This window comes from Streptomyces sp. SLBN-118 (assembly GCF_006715635.1).
In the GTDB taxonomy this organism is placed as follows: Bacteria; Actinomycetota; Actinomycetes; order Streptomycetales; family Streptomycetaceae; genus Streptomyces.
This window is the reverse complement of sequence record NZ_VFNP01000002.1, coordinates 1,096,702-1,114,467: the sequence shown is the minus strand read 5'-3', so window position 1 is coordinate 1,114,467 and position 17,766 is coordinate 1,096,702. Positions and strand designations below refer to the sequence as shown.

The following is a 17,766-nucleotide window of genomic DNA, read 5'->3' as shown; positions in this document are numbered from 1 at the left end:
GGTCAGCCCGGGGGATCCTGCGGGCCGCGGTCCACCGGACCGCGTCCCGACAGGACCTCGCCGTACGCCTGCATCAGATCGGGCAGCCGCAGCGTCGAGAGGTCCTCGCGGGTCGGCGTGCCCGGATATCCGGACAGCCGCAGATCGCGGTAGGCGCAGCTCTTCTCGTACAGAGTGCGCAGAAAGCGGCCGTTGCCGAGCTCGTCGATCCAGCCCTGGTCGACCACATGCCCGCTGATGGACCGCAGTTCGTCGCGGGCCTCGACGTCCCACACATCGCCGTTCTCGGCTGCCAGCACCTCACCGATCGCGGTCAGTTCGAGAGGACGGTACGAGGGGAAGTCGACACGGGTCGTGAAGCGGGAGGAAAGACCGGGATTGGTGGCGAGCAGGCGGTCCATTCCCTCGGGGTAGCCGGCCAGGATGACCACCAGATGGTCGCGGTTGTCCTCGGCGCGCTTGAGGAGGACCTGAAGGGCCTCGTCGCCGTATGCGTCGCCTTTGGAGTAGCCGGAGTTGGACAGGCTGTACGCCTCGTCCACGAACAGCACGCCGCCGAGCGCCGAGTCGATCAGCTCATTGGCCTTCACCGCCGTCTGGCCCAGGAACTCGCCCACCAGATCGGAGCGCTGGGCCTCCACCAGATGGTCGCCGCCGAGCAGCCCGAGGGCGTAGAAGACCCGGCCGAGGATGCGGGCGACAGTGGTCTTGCCGGTGCCGGAGGGGCCCGAGAAGACGAAGTGCCGCTTCGGAGGCTGCACGGGCAGGCCCTGGCCGGCTCTCAGCCGGGCCATCTCCAGCTGTGCCGACAAGGCCTTGACCTGCCGTTTGACCGGTTCAAGGCCCACCATCCGCTCCAGCTCGGCCAGGGCTTCGGCGAGCAGTACCGGGTCGGTGGGGCCCGCCGGAAACGCCGGCGACGGCGGCTGTACGGGAACCACGGCCTTGCGCCGCCGCACCCCCTCGGGCGGCACGCTCGGCACCGAGCCCGGGAGCTGGGTCTGCGGATCGGGGCCGCTCCGCGCCTCCGCCGCCAGGGGCCCGTCCCCGTCGGCCTGCGCATCGGCGACGTCCTGGCCGACACCCGCGATGGACACCGCCGCGAGCCCCGCCGAGTCGTCGTAACCGTCGATGCCGTCGTAATCCGCGATCGCGGCAAGGCGGGCCGAGGTGTCCATGAAGGCCGGATCGATCCGGTGCACCGCCCGGTACAACGGCAGGGCGGCGGCGCTGCGGCCGGTGCCCTCGTGCGCCCGCGCCAGCCAGTACCGCAGTTCCTTGCGCTGCGGCTGCTCGCTGCGGCAGCGCATCAGCGCGGAGGAGAGCAGCGGCTCCGCCTGCCCGTACATCTCCAGGCGCACACGGGCCATACCGCCGAACAGGCCGGCCTCGATGCCCAGCAGTGGATCGCTGACCAGCGGCTCGGTGTGGCGCACGAGTTGTTCCCAGTCCTTGACCAGATAGGCGCGGCAGGCGTGCAGAAAACGCACCTGCGGGTCCGCGTCCACCGGAGGCAGCGCCGCGAGTGCCCGGTCCAGCTCCGGCACATGGCGGCCGTCGAGCCAGTGGGAAGCATGCGCGAGTAAGAGATCGCGCGGGCTCTCGAGGACCGGCTGGACCCACCAGCCCAGCCAGTACCAGGAGTTGAGGGTGCGGCGGTGACGGGCGCGCTGCTCGCCGAAGCGCTCGCGTGCGCTGTGCATGCGCAGCAGCGCGTTCGTGGTGTCGACGCGCAGCGCGTGCAGACCGAGCCAGCCGTCGGCCATCCCGGGATCCAGCCGCACGGCGGTACGGAACTCCTCCTCCGCCTGCGGATAGGCGCCCATCGTATAGGCGTCCACGCCGCGCACCCAGGCGAGGTCGGCGGGGGCCGGTGCGCCCTGCGTGCCGATGTCCATCAGGTCCCCCACAAACGTGCACGTGTGCTGAGCCGACGCACTGAACCGCCTTGCCGTGGACGGGAATTGACCCCACCGGGGTGCATCGTACCTGCGCAAAGGGGTTGCGACGAAGGGCGCAATAAGTGAACCGGGGCAGTGACCCTGGGTGAGCGGGGTCCAGGTCGCCCTGAGGGCCATGTGGAGGAGAGGGCAGAACGAAGCCCCCGATCACGGGGGAACAACCGGGGGCTTCGCGTCTGCGGCGGCTCCGGAAAGCCGCACATTGAGAACGTAAGACCTGTGCGCCCCGTCGGTCAAGAAGGGTTCAGGCTCTCTTGAGAGTGGAATGTCCGACTGCTCAGTATGCCGGAGGAAACGAGTCACCCTGGGTGATGAACCGGTTCGGTCGTGCTGTCGCAGCAGGTCCCGGACGCCACTCGTACCCCTTGCGGCACTCCTGTATCAGGGCATCCGCGAACGGACGAGACGGGTCCGCCGCGAAATGGCGGGTCTCCGCCACGGTCCAGTCGTCCCAGAATGCGGAGAGTTCGCTTCCATCGCGTTGGCGGCCCCGCTGCCAGGACTCTTCTGCTCCCCTCTCCATCCACAGCAGCCCCGCCAGATGCGGGCGCAGCACCCGCCTCCCGGCACCGACGCCCTCGATCAGCACGACGGGAGCCGCCTCCAGCGCATGGGGGGAGGATCCGAAGCGGCGCAGATTCCAGTCGTAGGGGTGAAAGTGTGCGGTTCTGCCGTTCGACAGCGGCTCGATCACCTCGGTCAGAATCCGGTCCGTCCAGCCGAAGAACTCCTCATGGCCGGCCAGATCGTCGAGATGCAGCACCGGAGCGCCGCCGCCCCTCTCATCGTCGCCGACGGCCGCGGCGAGCCGGGCGGCGAAGGTGCTCTTCCCCGAGCCCGCGTGGCCGTCGACCGCGATCAGCCGCACCGGTCCGCAGGAGGGCGGCAGCGCGCGCAGCGCGCGGGCTGGCCGGTCGAGGTCGCTCATCCGGCCAGCCTACGAGGCGCGCGGCCCGCCGCAGTTCAGCCAGTGGACCGGACCCCCGTCGACGGGCCGAGTCGGTCCACTCGTACGGGTCGGGCGACTCGGCTCCGGACGCTGGCAGAGGACCGCCGCGACCCGCAATAGTTGCCCTACTGCCGCGTACCGACTTGGGGGTCCCATGGCCAGACCTGCTTCGCGCAGAACCGTGCTGAGCGCCGCGATCGCCGCGGCGGCGGGCGCGGGCACGCTCTCCTCGTCCGCCGCCGCGCCTGCTGCCGCCGCCCCGGAGTCGGCGGGGCACGGCCGGCCGCTGCCGCCGGTGGACAACCACTTCTGGACCTCGTACACCGACTGGCGCAGTGGCGCTGCCGCGGGAACCCGGGCCGTCGCGGCCCCCCGCCCGGGCCTGGTCATCGGCGCCGCCGCCGGCCGCCGCGCCTACACCGACCCGCACACCGGGAAGACGGCCACCTGGGAGTACGCCACCTGGACCTCGCCCGTCCACGTCTCCCGCGTGCCCGCGACCGAGATCATCGCGTCCTGGAACGCGCACACCCCGGCGGGGACCTGGCTCCAGGTCGATCTGCGGGGCCGCTACTCCGACGGCACCGCGACGCCCTGGTTCGTGATGGGCCGCTGGGCGGCCGGTGACGGCGACATCCGGCGTACCTCGCTCGACGACCAGACGGACGGCAGGGCCACCATCTGGACCGACACCTTCTCGATCGACGACGCGGCGAGCGGTCTGCGGCTGAGCTCGTACCAGCTGCGTCTCACGCTCCACCGCAAGCCGGGGACGAGCCTCACGCCCACGGTCTGGCGGCTCGGCGCCATGGCCTCCGACATCCCGGACCGCTTCACGGTGCCGGCGTCTGCGCCGGGGCTCACGCGCGAGCTGGTGGTGCCGCGCTACTCGCAGAACACTCATGTCGGCCAGTACCCGGAGTACGACAACGGCGGTGAGGCCTGGTGCAGCCCCACCTCGTCCCAGATGATCATCGAGTACTGGGGGCGAAAGCCCAGTGCCGCCGACCTGGCCTGGGTGAATCCCGCCTTCGCCGACCCCCAGGTCTGCCACGCGGCCCGCTTCACCTTCGACTACCAGTACCACGGCTGCGGCAACTGGCCCTTCAACGCTGCCTACGCGGCGAGCTACCCGGACATGAGCGCCGTCGTCACGCGGCTGTCCTCGCTCACCGACCTGGAGACACTGATCCGGGCCGGTATCCCGGCCATGACGTCACAGTCCTTCCTGAAGGAGGAGCTGACCGGCGCGGGCTACGGCACATCCGGCCATCTGATGACCGTGATCGGCTTCACCGCCAAGGGCGATGTGATCGCCAACGACCCCGCGTCGCCCGGCAACGCCGCCGTGCGCCGCGTCTACAAGCGCGCCGAGTGGGAGAGGATCTGGCTGCGTACCAAGCGCTACAACGCGAGCGGAGCGGTGGTGTCGGGCACGGGCGGCGTCTGCTATCTGTACTGGCCCGCGCGCCCGACCGCCGCGCAGAGCCTGGCTCTGGCGGGCTTCGGCATCCGCTGACCGTACGAGCGGATCCCGGGGGCGCCTGCGCTCGGCGCGCGGAAGGCGTGCGTGCGCTGGTCTGCCATACTGCGACGATCCTGTGGCAGTTGGAGACTAGGGCTCAATTTGAATATTAGTCAACAGCGCGGCGCGACCGAACGATCGCAGGTACGCCGCAGTGAACTCATCGCAACCGGGCGGAAGTTGTTCGCCGACACTTCCTATGACGCGCTGTCGATGGATGACATCGCCAAGCACGCCGGAGTCGCCAAGGGCCTGATCTACTACTACTTCAAAAGCAAACGCGGCTACTACCTGGCCATCATCGAGGACTCGGTGGCCGACCTCGTCTCGCGCGCGGCGGGCGAGACGGAGTTGCCGCGCGCGGAGCGCGTGTACCGCACGGTCGACGGTTATCTGCGCTATGCCCATCATCACCAGGCGGCGTTCCGCACCATCGTCACCGGCGGAGTCGGCTTCGACACCGAGGTGCAGTCGATACGTGACGCTGTGCGCGAGGAGCTCATCGCGACCATCGCCGAGGGTGCGTACGGCAGGCGCGACATCCCCGTGCTCGCCCGCCTCGCACTGCTGGGCTGGCTCAGCAGCGTGGAGGGGATCACGCTGGACTGGCTTGGCCGCCGCGAGCTCCCGCGGGAGACCGTGTGTGCGCTGCTGATGCGTTTGCTGCGCGGCACGCTCCACACGATCGCGGAGTTCGAGCCGGAGTGCCCGGAGCCGCCCATGGAGCCCATGCCCGCCGCGCTCACCGACTCCGTCTCCCTGCCCACACCGGTCGAGGCGTGAGGCGAGGGCGGGCCGCCGTGCGGGCGGCCCGCCCTCGCCTCGACTCATCCGCAGATCAGTTGATGGCCTTGATCAGCTCTCCGTTCGCGGTGTCACCGCTGAGCTCCCAGAAGAAGGTGCCGCCCAGGTTCTGCTGGTTCTTGTAGGTCATCTTCCCGGAGATGGTGGAGGGGGTGTCGTAGCTCCACCACTGGTTGCCGCAGTGGGCGTACGCGGTTCCGGCGACGGTTCCGTTGGCCGGGCACCTGGACTTCAGCACCTTGTAGTCGTCGATGCCCTGCTCGTACTTGCCCGGCGCGGGTCCGGTCGCCGTGCCGCCGGGTGCCTTCTGGGTCACTCCGGTCCAGCCGCGTCCGTAGAAGCCGATCCCGAGCATCAGCTTCGACGAGGGGATGCCGAGGCTCTTGAGCTTCTTGATCGCCGCGTCGGTGTTGAAGCCCTGCTGCGGGATGCCGCTGTAGGACTTCAGCGGGGAGTGCGGGGCGGTGGGCCCCTGTGCCGCCCAGGCGCCGAAGAAGTCGTACGTCATCGGGTTGTACCAGTTGACGTACTGGGCCGCGCCCGCGTAGTTCGCCTTCTCGATCTTGCCGCCGGACGAGGCGTCCGCGGTGATCGCAGCGGTCACCAGGCTGGAGCCGCCGAACTTTGCGCGCAGCGCGGCCATCAGGTTCTTGAAGGACTCGCGGCCGCTGGTGTCGCAGCTCAGACCGCAGGCGTTGGGGTATTCCCAGTCGATGTCGATGCCGTCGAAGACATCCTTCCAGCGCGGGTCCTCGACGAGGTTGTAGCAGGACTGGGCGAAGGCGGCCGGGTTGGCCGCGGCCTGGCCGAAGCCGCCCGACCAGGTCCAGCCGCCGAAGGACCAGAGGATCTTGAGTCCCGGGTGCAGTTTCTTCAGCTTGCGCAGCTGGTTGAAGCTGCCGCGCAGGGGCTGGTCCCAGGTGTCGGCGACGCCGTCGACGCTCTGCGCGGCGGTGTAGGCCTTCTCGTAGTCGGCGAAGGAGTCGCCGACGGTGCACTTGCCGCCGGAGACGTTGCCGAAGGCGTAGTTGATGTGGGTCAGTTTGTTCGCGGACCCGGAGGTCTGGATGTTCTTGACGTGGTAATTGCGGTCGTAGACGCCCCATTCGGTGAAGTAACCGATCACCTTGCTTCCCGCCTTCGGCGCGGCGGCGGCCTTGGCGGCGGGGGCCGACTCGCCTGCTGAGGCGAAGTGGGCGCCGGTGAAGAGGGTCGCGCCGAGGGCTGCGGTACAGGCGGCGGCGATGAGCGCCCGGAAGCGGGCGCGGGGACGGTGTGATCCGGGCATCGGGGTCTCCTCGTGGGGGGAGGGAGATCGGGTGGGGATGTGCGGTCGGCCGTGGGGCTTCTTTGGCATGAACGCGGTCATGCGTTGGGGGGAAACGGTAGAAGGACTAGACCACTTGGTCAATGGTTCGGACCAATTCCGCCGACGGGGTGCGGATGCGGAGCGTGAGATTTCACCCCGTGACGGAACTCCGCTGATCAGGCATACTCGACGCGCCAACAGCCGCCATCAGCCACTTCCGTGATCCGGAAGGGCAGCATCGGCCTGGCAGGAAGACCGGCGGCGCGCCCACACCCTGCGTGCGCGACGCCGCAGCGCCCGACAGGGAGGAGAGCGCCGCAATGCCCGACCGCGCCCCGCAGCCGGTGGAACGTCAGCTGCCCACCGAGGAGTCCAGGGATCTGATCACCCTGGTACGCGACATCGTCCAGCGGGAGATCGCCCCCCGGGCGGCCGAAGAGGAGGACGCCGGGCACTTCCCGCGCGAGGTCTTCTCACTCCTTTCCGAGTCCGGGCTGCTCGGCCTCCCGTACGACTCCGAGTACGGCGGCGGGGACCAGCCGTACGAGGTCTACCTCCAGGTCCTCGAAGAGCTCGCCGCCGCACGGCTGACCGTCGGCCTCGGCGTCAGCGTCCACTCCCTGTCCTGTCACGCGCTGGCGGGCTACGGCACCAAGGAACAGCAGGCCGAGCATCTGCCCGCGATGCTCGGCGGCGGCCTTCTCGGCGCGTACTGCCTGTCCGAGCCCGCCTCGGGATCGGACGCCGCGTCCCTGCGTACCAAGGCGGTGCGCGACGGGGACAGCTGGGTGATCACCGGGACCAAGTCATGGATCACGCACGGTGGCATCGCCGACTTCTACACGGTCATGGCCCGCACCGGCGGCGAGGGGGCCCGTGGCATCACGGCCTTCCTCGTCCCGGGCGACACCCCCGGCCTGAACGCCGCCGCGCCCGAGAAGAAGATGGGCATGAAAGGTTCGCCCACCGCCCAGTTGCACTTCGACGGCGTACGCGTGCCCGACTCCCGCCGGATCGGCGAGGAGGGTCAGGGCTTCGCGATCGCGCTCTCGGCCCTCGACTCGGGCCGGCTGGGCATCGCGGCCTGCGCCATCGGAGTCGCCCAGGCGGCCCTGGACGAGGCGGTCTCGTACGCGACCGGGCGGCAGCAGTTCGGGCGGCCCATCGCCGACTTCCAGGGGCTGCGCTTCATGCTGGCCGACATGGCGACCCGGATCGAGGCGGGCCGCGCGCTCTGTCTCGCCGCGGCCCGGCTGCGCGACGCGGGGCGGCCCTTCTCGCGGCAGGCGGCGATGGCGAAGCTGTTCTGCACGGACACGGCGATGAGCGTCACGACCGACGCGGTCCAGGTCCTGGGTGGCTACGGCTACACGCTGGACTTCCCGGTCGAGCGCTATATGCGCGAGGCGAAGGTGCTCCAGATCGTCGAGGGCACCAATCAGATCCAGCGCATGGTCATCGCCCGTTACGTGGCCGGGCCCGAGACGCGCTGACCTGGTTTCCGGGGCTCGCGGGCGTCGCGGGCCCCGTGTGTGCCGTGGGCCAGGGTGCGCTGATCGTCGCCGTCCGGTAGGTGGTCTCGGACCCCCGCCCCCTGTCGGCCCGCGCCGACGCGAAAGCCGGCGGCGCCGCGAGCCTGCTCCACTCAGGATCGCGGCGCCCCGGCAAGGTTCTTCCTCTGCTCGCCCAGAGCTGGAGCAGCTCTCGGTAGATGGGCGGGTCCGCCGGGTGCGGAACCGATTCTTCGGGTGCTGGTGCCGCGAGGCGGCACCGGTCGTGGGCGCGTGTCGAATACAGCAGGGTCATGCCTGGCCAACGTCCCCGGTCCGGACGGGTTACCGCCGCAGCAAATCGGCCCCCTGTTCGCGGGGCGCCCGTGGCCTCCATGCTCTGGCCTCAAGCACGGTTTCTGACGTACCGTCAAATCCCTTGCCGCCCGGGAGGTCAGCCGTGTCCGACGACCGCCCTCGACGAATACCCCGATCACCGTCGACGAGCCGCTTCGCCGCCTCACCCTGCACTGCGACGTACGGCATGGCGCTGCAGTACCGCACGACGCGGGATGTCGCCGAGCACACCGACATCCCCGTCCCGCGCGTGCTGTGGCTGGAGGAGGACCCAGGAGCCCTGGGCGCGCCCTTCTTCGTGATGGAGCGCGTGGAGGGCCGGGTGCCGCCCGACGTCATGCCCTATACGTACGAGGGCAGCTGGCTGCACGCCGCGAGCGACGCCGAACGAGCGCACCTGGAAGCCGCCACGGTCTCGCTGCTGGCCCGGCTGCATGGCCAGTACCCCCTCGAAGCGGCCGCCGGAAGTGCGCTGCGCCGCCGTGTCGATGCCCAACGGGCGTACTACGCCTGGGTGGTGAACGGGCTGCCGCGCTCACCGCTCATCGAGTCCGGCTTCGACTGGCTCGACGCCCACTGGCCGGCCGACGAGGGCGAGCCCGTCCAGAACTGGGGCGACGCCCGTATCGGCAACATCATCTTCGACGGCTTCGAGCCCGCTGCCGTACTCGACTGGGAGATGGCCGCACCCGCCCAGCGCGGATCTCGGCTGGACGGTCTACCTCCACCGCTTCTTCCAGGACCTGACCGTGAGCTTCGGCCAGCGGGGCCTGCCGGACTTCCTGCGCCGCGAAGCCATCGAGCGGCGATATGCCGAACTCACCAGCCACACACCGCGCGACATGGACATCTACACGCTGTACGCCGCGCTGCGGCACGCGATCGTCATGCTGCGCGTTGCTTTCCGCCAGGTCCACTTCGGCGAGATGCGCCTCCCCGAGGACCCGGACGGCCTGATCCTGCACCACGGCACTCTCGCCGCCATGGTGCAGGGGAGCTACTGGTCGTAGGAGGTCAGGCCGCTTCGCGGCGCATGTGGGGCATCCGCAGGGGACGCGAGCCCGGACCGCCGACGTGCGAGAAGGGCTGCGTCCGCCAGTCGAGTCCCTGAGGGAGCGTCAACAGGAGTGCGGTGTCCTGCTCCTGGACGTCCAGGCTCTCGTCCGCGGGAGCCGCCTGCGATGCGGCGCTGCCGGTACCGGCGCACACGGTGAGTCCGAAGGGATTCCAGGGTGTGGGGCACAGTGCGTGCTCCGGCAGAACGTCCTCGTCCGCCAGCAGCGCGATCGGCTGTGCGCAGTCCGGGCAGATGACCCGGTACATCTCAAAAGTGTCGTACGCGTCGAGCTCGTCGATCTCAGCCGGTTCGGCCGAATCAACAGGTTCCGGTTCGGTACGTCCGCTGTTCTTGACACTCTGCATGGAGAATCTCCCCCTCTGGTGGGCCGACCAGGCACATGCGGCCTCGACCACAGCAAGCAATTCCCCACCCGCCCGGGAGGTAACCGTGCGGTCACGACGGACCGGCCCGCAAACCTGTGGCATTGGTCACATGCCCGCCGCAGGTGCCTCCGTGTGCCTCCGCAGACTGTGCCGGAAGCTGCCCGGGGCAATAGGTTGATCGCATGGAGGAGCTGGACAGACAGATCGTGGAATTGCTCGTCAAGGACGGGCGGATGAGCTACACCGACCTGGGCAAGGCCACCGGCCTGTCCACATCGGCGGTTCATCAGCGCGTCCGCCGCCTGGAGCAGCGTGGCGTCATTCGCGGCTACGCAGCGGTCGTCGACCCGGAGGCGGTCGGGCTGCCGCTCACCGCGTTCATCTCGGTCAAGCCCTTCGACCCGAGCGCGCCCGACGACATCGCGGAACGCCTGGCCGACGTGCCCGAGATCGAGGCCTGCCACAGCGTCGCGGGCGACGAGAACTACATCCTCAAGGTGCGCGTCCCCACCCCGCTGGAGCTGGAGCACCTGCTCACCCGCATCCGCTCGCTGTCCGGGGTGTCCACGCGTACGACCGTCGTGCTGTCCACCCCGTACGAGGCACGCCCGCCGCGTATCTAGTCTGGTCCCATGACCGAGAGCGCCGCCCCCCAGAGCGAAGACCGCACCGTGCTGCTGCGCGGTGGAGAAGTCCACAGCCCCGCCGATCCCTTCGCCACGGCGATGGTCGTCGAACGAGGGCATGTCGCCTGGGTGGGCTCCGAGGGCGCAGCCGACGCCTTCGCCGCAGGCGTCGACGAAGTGGTCGACCTCGAAGGGGCACTGGTCACCCCGGCGTTCACCGACGCACATGTGCACACCACGGCGACGGGCCTGGCGCTCACCGGGCTCGACCTGTCCCGGGCGGACAGCCTCGCCGACGCGCTCCGCCTCGTACGCGAGCACAGCGCCGCACACCGGGCCGACACGGTGCTCCTCGGGCATGGCTGGGACGCCATGCGCTGGCCCGAGCAGCGTCCGCCGTCCCGCGCCGAACTGGACGAGGCGACCGGCGGACGGCCCCTCTATCTGCCCCGGATCGACGTCCACTCCGCCGTCGTCACCACCGCCCTGCTCGACCTGGTCCCCGGTGTCACCACACGCACCGGCTACCACCCGGACGCGCCGCTCACCGCGGCTGCCCACCACGCCGTGCGCGCGGCGGCCCACGGCGCGATCACCCCACAGCAGCGCGCCGCTGCCCAGCGGGCCGCACTCGCCCGCGCCGCGTCACTGGGCATCGGAACCGTCCACGAATGCGCCGGACCCGACATCTCCGACGAGGACGACTTCCTGTCCCTGCTGGCCCTGGCCGAGACGGAAGCCGGGCCGAGGGTCGTCGGCTACTGGGCCGAACGGGTCGCGAATGCGAAGGACGCGCTGCGTATCCGTGAACTCGGTGCGATCGGCGCGGCCGGGGACCTCTTCGTCGACGGCTCCCTCGGCTCGCACACCGCCTGCCTGCACACCCCGTACGCCGATGCCCCGCACACCGGCGCCCAGCACCTGGACGCCGCGGACGTGGCCGCTCATGTCGCCGCCTGCACCGAGGCCGGGCTGCAGGCCGGCTTCCATGCCATCGGCGACGCCGCTCTGACCACGGTCACCGAAGGCCTGAGGAACGCGGCCGACTCGCTCGGCCTCGCCCGTATCCGGGCCGCCCGCCACCGCGTCGAGCACGCCGAGATGCTCACCCCCGAAACCATCGCCGACTTCGCCGAGTTCGGCCTGATCGCCTCCGTCCAGCCCGCCTTCGACGCGGCCTGGGGCGGCGACACGGGCATGTACGCGCGGCGGCTGGGCGTCGACCGGGCCCGCACACTCAACCCGTACGCCGCACTCCTGCGCGCCGGAGTCCCGCTCGCCTTCGGCTCCGACAGCCCGGTGACGCCGCTCGATCCCTGGGGGACCGTCAGGGCGGCCGCCTTCCACCGTACTTCCGGGCACCGAATCTCCGTCCGCGCCGCCTTCACCGCCCACACGCGAGGCGGCTGGCGGGCCGTCGGGCGCGACGACGCGGGCGCTCTGGTCCCGGGCGCGCCCGCGGACTACGCCCTGTGGCGCACCGGTGAACTGGTCGTCCAGGCCCCCGACGACCGGGTCGCGCGCTGGTCCACCGACCCGCGCTCGGGCACCCCGGGCCTGCCCGAACTCACCCCTGGCGCCGAACTCCCGGTCTGCCTGCGGACAGTGGTCTTCGGACGAACGGTCTATGAGCGGCCGAACGAGTGACGTGCGGACATTTCGTACCGCCGATCGAAGCTCCCGGCGCTCGGCCGCGACCTGCGGATCTTCGGCGCTGACCTGGTGATTTGGGCAAAGCTCGCAGATCAGACGACTGTTGACATGGAGCGCCCACCGGCGGGTAGGTTCGGCCGAGTCCACCACGGGACGTCCGACCGGCACCTTCCAGCAGTCGTCGAACGCCGCTGGGTCATGGGGCAGCGTGCCGCACCGGCGCACTGCCACTGGGAGCCAGGTTCAGCGCCCGCGCCTCGGGGGCGAGGGAAGGTTTCAGCCGGTTGGCAGGTGTGACCCGGGTGGGGTCCGGCGTTCAGTAGACAACGGCTCTCGGTCGACCCGCAGCCAGCGGGTCCCAGGTCGGCCCGAAGGACGCCGGGCCCCGATCCGCACGCCCCCTGGCGAAGTCCTCATCGGGCCCGCGGCACCACAGTCCGTGCCGCCGCAGCCGCGCGCAGAGCGCTCGCTATGGTGGGGCTCTGTGCACGGACTCTAAGGGGCAGCAGTGAACGACGGCGGTCAGCGGCGATACGGCCCGCTCGGCAAAGCCTTGGTGATCATCCCGACCTACAACGAGGTCGAGAACATCAGGCCGATCGTCTCCCGGGTGCGCTCAGCCGTGCCCCAGGCGGACATTCTGATCGCCGACGACAACAGCCCCGACGGAACCGGCAAGGTCGCCGACGAACTCGTGGCCCAGGACGACAAGGTGCATGTCCTGCACCGCAAGGGCAAGGAAGGGCTCGGCGCGGCCTACCTCGCGGGCTTCGCCTGGGGCATCGAGCACGGCTTCGGCGTACTGGTCGAAATGGACGCCGACGGCTCCCATCAGCCCGAGGAGCTTCCCCGGCTGCTGACCGCGCTCAAGGGGGCCGATCTGGTCCTCGGCTCGCGCTGGGTCCCCGGCGGGCGCGTGGTGAACTGGCCCAAGCACCGCCAGTTCCTCTCCCGCGGCGGCAGCACCTACTCCCGCCTGCTGCTCGGCGTCCCCATCCGGGATGTCACCGGCGGCTTCCGCGCCTTCCGCGCCGAGACCCTCCAGGGTCTCGGGCTGACCGAGGTCGCTTCCCAGGGCTACTGCTTCCAGGTCGACCTCGCCCGCCGGGCCGTCGCCGCCGGTTATCACGTGGTGGAAGTCCCGATCACCTTCGTCGAGCGCGAGCTGGGCGATTCCAAGATGAGCCGGGACATCGTCGTCGAGGCGCTGTGGAGGGTCACCGCGTGGGGAGTCGGCGACCGGGCGAATCGCCTCCTCGGCCGCAAGCGGCCCTGACGCGGCCCCTCCTGACCGCGCCCTCGTGACTGGCCCCTCCTTGACTGGCCCCTCTGACGGGCCTCTTACTGATCGGCCCCTTACGCCGCTCGGGCGGACGCCCAGGCACACTGGGTGCATGACGACCGGTTCACCGACCCCGACCGCCCCCAGGCGTTCACGTGCCCGTACCTTCGTCCCGCTCGGCATCGCCGCCTGGGTGGTCCTGGAGGTCTGGCTGCTGACCCTTGTCGCTTCGGAGGTCGGCGGGCTGACGGTGCTGGCTCTGCTCGTCGGCGGCGCGGTGCTCGGCGGCGTCGTCATCAAGCGCGCAGGCAGGCGGGCGTTCCGCAACCTCACCGAGACCCTGCAGCAACAGCAGCAGGGTCAGGGCCCCGCGGCGAGCGCCGGTAACGGCGCGGGCACCGGCACCGGCAGCACGGGCAATGGCTTCCTGATGCTCGGCGGCCTGCTGCTGATGCTGCCCGGCCTGATCTCCGACGTCGTGGGTCTGGCACTGCTGGTGCCGCCCGTACGCTCCATGCTCGGCCGGTTCACGCAGAGGTCGCTTGAGCGCCGTATGCGTGCTGCCTCGCCCGGCAGCCTGGGCGACGCCTTTCAGCAGGCCAGAATTCACCGGCCGGACGGAAAGGTCGTGCAGGGTGAAGTCATCCGGCCGGACGCTGCTGGGCCTTCGCGCGGTTACGAGGAGGAAGGGCCCCGGCCGCCGCTGACACCCTGACATCGCTACAGCCGCGGGCCGTCTCACAGAGATGTGAGACGGCCCGCGGCTGTTGTGTATTGATGACGCTGTTCGTGCGGTGTTACGGGGTCAGGCGGACTTCCGGCTGTCCCGCGGATGCACGGCAATGTTCATGGCGCCGGAACGAAGGACCGCCAGCCTCTCGGCCAGCACCTCCTCCAGCTCCTCGCGAGTGCGTCGCTCCATGAGCATGTCCCAATGCGTCCGCGCCGGCTTGCCCTTCTTCTCCTCGGGGCCATCCCCGTCGACCAGGAGTGCCTGGGTCCCGCAGACCTTGCACTCCCACTCCGGCGGAATTTCCGCCTCAACCGAGAAGGGCATCTCAAAACGATGGCCCTTCTCGCATGCGTACTCCACCGCCTGGCGCGGGGCCAGATCGATGCCGCGGTCCGTCTCGTAGCTGGTCACCACGAGTCGCGTACCGCGGAGAGCTCGCTCACTCATGAATCGTGCCTCCCGGGCTTGTCGCCCACAGGACAGGTGTCGCTGTCGTCGTCATCCGGTCAACGTCCGGTCGGCGGTAAAGATTCCCGTTCCGGGTCATGCGTCGCCCGTCGTGCCGCCCCTTGTTGTACCCACCAGTGCCCGGTTTGTCACATCTGATAGAAAGTGTCACCCAGTGATTTCGCTTCTTCAGCACGCAGTAACGGTCCGCCTGGCAAGCCAAGGGCGTACACTACCGGCCTTTCACTTCAACGTCTAAATCCGCTCCGGCACGGGGTTGCCCGCGGCCGCCACCGCCTCCTTGATCGGGACCCGTGCCAGCAGTACGGAACCGAGCGCGAAGAAGACGACCAGAGAGATGATCGCGTCTCGATAACTGCCGGTCAGCTGGTACGCGAGCCCGAAGACCAGTGGTCCGAGCCAGCTCAGCCCCCGGTCGCTCATCTCGTACGCGGAGAAGTACTCCGCCTCCTTGCCGCGCGGCACCAGGTGTGAGAACAGCGACCTCGACAGCGCCTGGCTGCCGCCCAGGACAAGGCCGATCGCCCCCGCCAGGGCGAAGAACCAGACCGGGGCCCCGGCCGGCAGGAAGTACCCCACCGCCAGAATCAGCGTCCAGACGGCGAGTGACGCGAGAATGGTTCGCTTGGCCCCGTGGGTCCGGGCGAGCCGTCCCATGCCCAGCGCGCCCGCCACCGCGAGCACCTGGACCAGCAGCACCGCGGTGATCAGCGTCGTCTGGTCGAGGCCCAGCTCCTCGGAGCCGTAGACCGAAGCCTGCGAGATCACCGTCTGGACCCCGTCGTTGTAGATCAGGTACGCCAGCAGGAACGAGAGCGTCAGCGGATGGCGGCGCATGTCGCGCAGCGTGGCCAGCAGCTGCCGCCAGCCGGACCCGACCGCGCCCTCGCCGCTCGGCGCCGCCTGTCGGTCCCGCAGACGCCGCAGCGGCACGAGCGTGAAGGCGCCCCACCACAGCCCTGCCGACGCCAGGCAGACCCGTACCGCCGCCGACTCCGAGAGGCCGAAGGAGTCGTGGCCCAAGTACAGGACCAGATTCAGTACGAGCACCAGCGCCCCGGACGTGTAGCCGAAGGCCCAGCCGCGCGAGGAGACCGCATCGCGTTCATCCGGCTCCGCGATCTGCGGCAGATACGCGTTGTAGAGGACCATCGACACCGACAGCGAGGCGTTCGCGACGATCAGAAGGAAGGCGCCGAGCAGATAGCGCTCGCCGTCCAGGAAGAACATCCCCGTCGTCGCGGCCGCCCCGACATAGGCCGCGACCGCCAGCAGCGGCTTCTTGCGCCCGGTCCGGTCCGCCGCCGCGCCGGCCAGCGGCATCACCAGCACGGCGAGCACCACCGAGACCGAGACCGCGTACGCGAAGACCGAGCCCGCGCGCACGGGGATGCCCAGCGGATGCACGAAGCCCTCGGCGTCCGCGGCGGCCTTCGCCACCGCGGTCAGATAGGGCCCGAGGAAGACGGTCAGCACACTCGTCGAATAGACGGAGCACGCGAAGTCGTAGAAGTACCAGCCGCGTTGCTCGCGTCTGCGCTCGCTCGTCCCGGTCGTCCGGTCCGCGGTGTCTATCGTCACGCCGCGCCCCCTCGCTCGTCCCGTTGTGCAGACGCGCGGCGTCAGGGCGTGTCTAGACCCAGACTCCCCGCTCGGTCAGGACCGTGCGCAACGTCTCCAGATGATCGGTCATGATGCCATCCACGCCGAGGTCCAGGAGTGCCGCCATCCGATCCGCGTCGTTCACGGTCCAGACATGGACCTGCAGACCGCGCGCGTGTGCCGCCCGCACAAAGCGCCGGTCCACCACTCGGATGCCGCTTTGCGACTCGGGGACCTGCGCACACACCGCGCCCATCCGAAGGGCGGCGGGAATGCCGTACGAGCGCAGCCGCAGGCCCAGCACACCCCGCACGCCGTACGACGTCGCGAGGCGCGGACCCGCCAGCCGCATGGCCCGCGCCACCCGGCCCTCCGAGAACGAGCCGACGCACACGCGCCCCCAGGTGCCCGTCCGGCGGATCAGGTCGACCAGCGGTACCAGCGCGGGCTCGGCCTTGATGTCGACATTCCAGCGGGCGTCCGGGAACTCCTCCAGCAGTTCCTCGAACAGCGCCAGCGGTTCCCTGCCGCCCACCCTGGCCTGCTGCACCTCGCTCCAGGGCAGCGCCGCGATCTTGCCGCTCGCGTCCGTCACCCGGTCCAGCGTCGTGTCGTGGAAGGCGACCAGCCTGCCGTCCGCGGTCGCGTGCACATCAGTCTCGAAGTAGCGGTAACCAAGATCGGCGGCCCGCCGGAAGGCCGCCGCGGTGTTCTCGATCCCCTCCGCCGCGCCGCCGCGGTGGGCGAAGGCGAGCGTGGAGGGATGGTCCAGATAGGGGTGGGGTTCGCGCGTCACTTCCGCAGTATCGCCCCATCCGGTGTCCCCGCGGCGACGACGGTGCTGCCACTGCCCTGATCGGAGATGGCGAAGACGCGCAGGAACAGCTGCGCCAGAGGACCGATGGCCAGGGCGTACGCGACCGTGCCGACGCCGACCGAGCCGCCGAGTACGAAGCCGGTCGCCACGACGGCCACCTCGATGGCCGTACGGACCAGCCGGATCGTGCGGCCCGTGATCCGGTGCAGACCCGTCATCAGGCCATCGCGCGGGCCGGGGCCGAAGCGCGCCGCGATGTACAGCCCCGTCGCCACGCCGTTGAGCACGATGCCGCCGATCAGCACCGGAATCTGCGCCGCGAGCCCGTGAGCGTTTGGCACCAGGGCGAGCGTGCCGTCCATCGCGATACCGATCACGAAGACATTGGAGACCGTGCCGAGCCCGGGCCGCTGTCTGATCGGGATCCACAGCAGCAGCACGGCCGCGCCGACAATGATCGAAACGACCCCGATCGTCAGCCCCGTCCGCTCGGCCAGGCCCTGATGCAGCACCCCCCAGGGTTCGAGCCCGAGGCCGCCGCGCACCAGGAGCGCCGAGCTCACGCCGTAGAGGGCCAGACCGATGGAGAGCTGAAGGAGTCTGCGGGTGAGATGACGGGACACGGCGGTCTGACGGGACACGGCGGTCACTTGACGCCCCCTGGTGGTGGGTGTGGACTGGCTCATGACACTCTGTGGCTACGGAACCGATGCCAACCATGGCCAATTCAAGGAAGGTGGACTGACT

At 70.0% G+C, this 17,766-nt stretch carries 15 protein-coding genes and 1 pseudogene; 8 read left to right on the top strand and 8 right to left on the bottom strand.

Going from position 1 to position 17,766, the window contains the following annotated elements; all coding sequences use genetic code 11:
- Window positions 1-2: 2 nt before the first annotated feature.
- Together FBY35_RS23610 and FBY35_RS23605 are read right to left on the bottom strand one after the other, a co-directional pair.
- Entirely contained in the window at window positions 3-1,898 is a 1,896-nt protein-coding gene (locus FBY35_RS23610; RefSeq protein WP_142215990.1) for an AAA family ATPase, read from the bottom strand.
- A 340-nt stretch (window positions 1,899-2,238) separates the two neighbouring features.
- Window positions 2,239-2,889: a uridine kinase gene (locus tag FBY35_RS23605; protein ID WP_142215989.1), complete on the bottom strand. Its 651-nt coding sequence runs from the start codon at window positions 2,887-2,889 to the stop codon at window positions 2,239-2,241.
- Window positions 2,890-3,064: 175 nt separating this feature from the next.
- Here FBY35_RS23605 and FBY35_RS23600 point away from each other — a divergent pair, with 175 nt between their 5' ends.
- Complete coding sequence (locus tag FBY35_RS23600) at window positions 3,065-4,429, top strand: peptidase C39 family protein (RefSeq protein ID WP_142215988.1); 1,365 nt, start codon at window positions 3,065-3,067, stop codon at window positions 4,427-4,429.
- A 108-nt stretch (window positions 4,430-4,537) separates the two neighbouring features.
- Window positions 4,538-5,218, top strand: coding sequence for a TetR/AcrR family transcriptional regulator (locus FBY35_RS23595; protein WP_142215987.1), 681 nt, complete (start codon window positions 4,538-4,540; stop codon window positions 5,216-5,218).
- A 55-nt stretch (window positions 5,219-5,273) separates the two neighbouring features.
- Here FBY35_RS23595 and FBY35_RS23590 read toward each other — a convergent pair whose 3' ends face one another.
- The gene (locus FBY35_RS23590; RefSeq protein WP_142215986.1) at window positions 5,274-6,527 is read right to left on the bottom strand and encodes a glycoside hydrolase family 18 protein; all 1,254 of its coding nucleotides are present in this window, start codon (window positions 6,525-6,527) and stop codon (window positions 5,274-5,276) included.
- A gap of 341 nt (window positions 6,528-6,868) precedes the next feature.
- On the opposite strand from FBY35_RS23590, the gene FBY35_RS23585 reads away from it, so the two are divergent.
- Window positions 6,869-8,041, top strand: coding sequence for an acyl-CoA dehydrogenase family protein (locus tag FBY35_RS23585; protein ID WP_142215985.1), 1,173 nt, complete (start codon window positions 6,869-6,871; stop codon window positions 8,039-8,041).
- A gap of 298 nt (window positions 8,042-8,339) precedes the next feature.
- A pseudogene (locus FBY35_RS23575) lies at window positions 8,340-9,405 on the top strand (phosphotransferase family protein).
- 4 nt (window positions 9,406-9,409) lie between these two features.
- Here FBY35_RS23575 and FBY35_RS23570 read toward each other — a convergent pair.
- Window positions 9,410-9,817 (bottom strand): hypothetical protein, encoded by a 408-nt coding sequence (locus FBY35_RS23570; protein ID WP_142215983.1) that lies wholly within the window; start codon window positions 9,815-9,817, stop codon window positions 9,410-9,412.
- A 203-nt stretch (window positions 9,818-10,020) separates the two neighbouring features.
- Between FBY35_RS23570 and FBY35_RS23565 the strand changes: the two genes are divergently transcribed.
- From FBY35_RS23565 to fxsA, 4 genes are all read left to right on the top strand, one after another.
- The gene (locus FBY35_RS23565) at window positions 10,021-10,461 is read left to right on the top strand and encodes an Lrp/AsnC family transcriptional regulator (RefSeq protein WP_142215982.1); all 441 of its coding nucleotides are present in this window, start codon (window positions 10,021-10,023) and stop codon (window positions 10,459-10,461) included.
- Window positions 10,462-10,470: 9 nt separating this feature from the next.
- Window positions 10,471-12,111 (top strand): amidohydrolase, encoded by a 1,641-nt coding sequence (locus tag FBY35_RS23560; RefSeq protein WP_142215981.1) that lies wholly within the window; start codon window positions 10,471-10,473, stop codon window positions 12,109-12,111.
- A gap of 514 nt (window positions 12,112-12,625) precedes the next feature.
- Window positions 12,626-13,393 carry a polyprenol monophosphomannose synthase gene (locus tag FBY35_RS23555; RefSeq protein WP_142215980.1) on the top strand — a complete coding sequence of 256 codons (768 nt, stop codon included), beginning with the start codon at window positions 12,626-12,628 and terminating at the stop codon, window positions 13,391-13,393.
- Window positions 13,394-13,511: 118 nt separating this feature from the next.
- Complete coding sequence (fxsA, locus tag FBY35_RS23550; RefSeq protein WP_142215979.1) at window positions 13,512-14,114, top strand: FxsA family membrane protein; 603 nt, start codon at window positions 13,512-13,514, stop codon at window positions 14,112-14,114.
- A gap of 90 nt (window positions 14,115-14,204) precedes the next feature.
- Here fxsA and FBY35_RS23545 read toward each other — a convergent pair whose 3' ends face one another.
- From FBY35_RS23545 to FBY35_RS23530, 4 genes are all read right to left on the bottom strand, one after another.
- On the bottom strand, window positions 14,205-14,579 hold the full coding sequence (locus FBY35_RS23545) for an RNA polymerase-binding protein RbpA (RefSeq protein WP_142215978.1): 375 nt from the start codon (window positions 14,577-14,579) through the stop codon (window positions 14,205-14,207).
- A 255-nt stretch (window positions 14,580-14,834) separates the two neighbouring features.
- A complete protein-coding gene (locus FBY35_RS23540) occupies window positions 14,835-16,181 on the bottom strand; it encodes an MFS transporter (protein ID WP_142215977.1) in 1,347 nt (448 codons plus the stop codon).
- A gap of 52 nt (window positions 16,182-16,233) precedes the next feature.
- Complete coding sequence (locus FBY35_RS23535) at window positions 16,234-16,998, bottom strand: glycerophosphodiester phosphodiesterase (RefSeq protein WP_142215976.1); 765 nt, start codon at window positions 16,996-16,998, stop codon at window positions 16,234-16,236.
- Window positions 16,995-17,705 carry a YitT family protein gene (locus FBY35_RS23530; protein WP_186357046.1) on the bottom strand — a complete coding sequence of 237 codons (711 nt, stop codon included), beginning with the start codon at window positions 17,703-17,705 and terminating at the stop codon, window positions 16,995-16,997. Before FBY35_RS23530 ends, FBY35_RS23535 begins: the two co-directional genes overlap by 4 nt.
- Between the last annotated feature and the right edge of the window lie 61 nt (window positions 17,706-17,766).

Excerpts from the sequence above, each read along its gene's own strand:
- FBY35_RS23610 (WP_142215990.1), bottom strand. The coding sequence starts at position 1,898 with ATGGACATCGGCACGCAGGGCGCACCGGCCCCCGCCGACCTCGCCTGG.
- FBY35_RS23605 (WP_142215989.1), bottom strand. The coding sequence starts at position 2,889 with ATGAGCGACCTCGACCGGCCAGCCCGCGCGCTGCGCGCGCTGCCGCCC.
- FBY35_RS23600 (WP_142215988.1), top strand. The coding sequence starts at position 3,065 with ATGGCCAGACCTGCTTCGCGCAGAACCGTGCTGAGCGCCGCGATCGCC.
- FBY35_RS23590 (WP_142215986.1), bottom strand. The coding sequence starts at position 6,527 with ATGCCCGGATCACACCGTCCCCGCGCCCGCTTCCGGGCGCTCATCGCC.
- FBY35_RS23585 (WP_142215985.1), top strand. The coding sequence starts at position 6,869 with ATGCCCGACCGCGCCCCGCAGCCGGTGGAACGTCAGCTGCCCACCGAG.
- FBY35_RS23570 (WP_142215983.1), bottom strand. The coding sequence starts at position 9,817 with ATGCAGAGTGTCAAGAACAGCGGACGTACCGAACCGGAACCTGTTGAT.
- FBY35_RS23565 (WP_142215982.1), top strand. The coding sequence starts at position 10,021 with ATGGAGGAGCTGGACAGACAGATCGTGGAATTGCTCGTCAAGGACGGG.
- FBY35_RS23560 (WP_142215981.1), top strand. The coding sequence starts at position 10,471 with ATGACCGAGAGCGCCGCCCCCCAGAGCGAAGACCGCACCGTGCTGCTG.
- fxsA (WP_142215979.1), top strand. The coding sequence starts at position 13,512 with ATGACGACCGGTTCACCGACCCCGACCGCCCCCAGGCGTTCACGTGCC.
- FBY35_RS23545 (WP_142215978.1), bottom strand. The coding sequence starts at position 14,579 with ATGAGTGAGCGAGCTCTCCGCGGTACGCGACTCGTGGTGACCAGCTAC.
- FBY35_RS23530 (WP_186357046.1), bottom strand. The coding sequence starts at position 17,705 with ATGAGCCAGTCCACACCCACCACCAGGGGGCGTCAAGTGACCGCCGTG.